The organism is Rhizobacter sp. P1_G5 (assembly GCF_056405435.1).
In genome coordinates this window covers 1-2556 of record NZ_JBFUCB010000766.1, presented here as the reverse complement: position 1 = coordinate 2556, position 2556 = coordinate 1, and the positions used below count along the sequence as shown (strand labels likewise).

The following is a 2556-nucleotide window of genomic DNA, read 5'->3' as shown; positions in this document are numbered from 1 at the left end:
CCGCAAGGGCATCTACATCCTGCCGAACCTGTTCACGCTGGCGGCGCTGTTCGGCGGCTTCTATGCCATCGTGATGGCGATGAACGGCCAGTTCGAGCAATCGGCCATCGGCATCTTCTGCGCGATGGTGCTCGACAGCCTCGACGGCCGCGTGGCGCGCATGACGAACACGCAGAGCGCGTTCGGCGAGCAGATGGACAGCCTGTCGGACATGGTGTCGTTCGGTGCGGCGCCGGCGCTGATCGTCTACGAATGGGCGCTGAAGGACCTGGGCAAGCCGGGCTGGCTCGCGGCCTTCGTCTACTGCTCGTGCGCCGCGCTGCGCCTGGCGCGCTTCAACACCAACCTGAAGGTCGTCGACAAGCGCTTCTTCCAGGGGCTGCCCAGCCCGGCCGCTGCGGCGCTGGTGATGGGCTTCATCTGGCTGATGAACGACCAGGGCTTCATGGTCGACGAGGAGGGCGCCTGGCTCATCTGGACGGCGTTCGGCTTCACGCTGTATGCCGGGCTGACGATGGTGACCAACGTGCCGTTCTACAGCTTCAAGGACGTGAGCTTCAAGCGCTCGGTGCCGTTCGTCGTGATCGTCGCGATCGCGCTCGGCATCTCGCTGTTCACCTGGCACCCGCCGCTGGTGTTCTTCGGCCTGTTCGTCATCTACGGCCTCTCGGGCTACGGCGTCTACGTCTGGAAGCGGATGAAGGGCAAGCCGGTCAGCGTGATCGCCACGTCGATGGACGAGCCGGACGAAGAAGGCCTGCACCGTTGACCCCGCGGCAAGGCATGCTACATTCGCACCCCATGACGTTTCGCACCACGATCACGCTAGCGCTATTCCTAGGAGTACCCCGGGTGCGCTGATCGTTCACGTCCATCGTTTTCGTCTCAACGGCCCGATTGCAACCTGCAGCGGGCCGTTTTGCTTTTTGGAGTGCAGGTTGCCCCACACGACTCTCGAGGGATCGCCATGCTGAAGCAGCCGCACACCAAGTACCGCGCATTCAAACCCGTCGCCTTGCCCGACCGCCGCTGGCCGGATGCCGTGCTGACGCACGCACCGATCTGGCTCAGCACCGACCTGCGCGACGGCAACCAGGCGCTGATCGAGCCGATGGACGCGCAGCGCAAGCTGCGCATGTTCGAGATGCTGCTGCGCATCGGCTTCAAGGAGATCGAGGTCGGGTTTCCGTCGGCCTCGCAGACGGATTTCGATTTCGTGAGGTTGCTGATCGAGCAGGACTGCATCCCGGACGACGTGACGATCCAGGTGCTGACGCCGGCCCGCGAGCCGCTGATCCGCCGCACCTTCGAATCGCTGCAGGGCGCGCGCCGCGCCATCGTGCACCTCTACAACGCGACGGCCCCGGGCATGCGCCGCGTGGTGCTCGGCCTCGACGAAGACGGCGTCGTCGAGCTGGCGTCCAGCCATGCGCGCATCTTCAACGAGTGCGCCGCGGCGCAGCCCGGCACCGACTGGCACTTCGAGTACTCGCCCGAGACCTTCTCCGACACCGAGCTGCCGTTCGCCAAGCGCGTCGTCGACGCGGTGACCGCCGTGTGGCAGCCCACGCCGCAGCGCCCGTGCATCGTCAACCTGCCGACCACCATCGAGCGCTGCACGCCGAACGTGTTCGCCGACATGATCGAGTGGATGCACCGCCACCTCGAGCGGCGCGATGCGATCGTGCTGTCGGTGCATCCGCACAACGACCGCGGCACCGGCACCGCGACCGGCGAGCTCGCCCTGATGGCCGGCGCCGACCGCATCGAAGGCTGCCTGTTCGGCAACGGCGAACGCACCGGCAATGTCGACCTCGTCAACATTGCGCTGAACCTGTACACGCAGGGCATCGACCCGGGCCTCGATTTCTCGGACATCGACGAGGTGCGCCGCTGCGTCGAGCACTGCAACCAGCTGCCGGTGCATCCGCGGCATCCGTATGCCGGCGACCTGGTCTACACCTCGTTCTCCGGCTCGCACCAGGATGCGATCAAGAAGGCCTTCGCGCAGCGCCAGCCGACCGACATCTGGGACGTGCCGTACCTGCCGATCGACCCGGTCGACCTCGGGCGCAGCTATGACGCGGTGATCCGCGTCAACAGCCAGTCGGGCAAGGGCGGGGTGTCGTACCTGCTCGAGACCGAGTACGGCGTGGAGCTGCCGCGCCGCCTGCAGATCGAGTTCAGCGGCGTGGTCCAGCGCGTGATGGACGACAGCGGCAAGGAGCAGACCGCCGCCGACCTGTGGGCCGTCTTCCGGAGCGAGTACGGCATCGCCGACGCTCCCGTCGCACGCGCGACGGCGCCGACGATCACCGCGCAGGCCGACGGCTCGGTTCACCTGCACGGCACGGTCGGCCTGGGCGATCGCGAACTGGCGCTGGATGCGCAGGGCGCCGGGCCGATCGATGCGTTCGTCAACGCGCTGAACCGGCACCTGGCCGTGCCGGTGCGCGTGCTGGATTACCACGAGCATGCGATCGCCAGCGGCGCCGATGCGCGCGCTGCGGCCTACCTCGAGCTGCGGGTGGGCGATGCGGTGACGCTGTTCGGTGT

General features: G+C 67.0%; 2 protein-coding genes. Both read left to right on the top strand.

Annotation, left to right across the window (positions count from 1 at the left end):
• Positions 1-769 (top strand): CDP-diacylglycerol--serine O-phosphatidyltransferase (pssA, locus tag AC1D12_RS30740; protein ID WP_477845007.1); only part of this gene is annotated, 769 nt, incomplete at its 5' end.
• Positions 770-967: 198 nt separating this feature from the next.
• Positions 968-2556: 2-isopropylmalate synthase (gene leuA, locus AC1D12_RS30735; protein WP_477845006.1), on the top strand; the 1589-nt coding region annotated here is incomplete at its 3' end.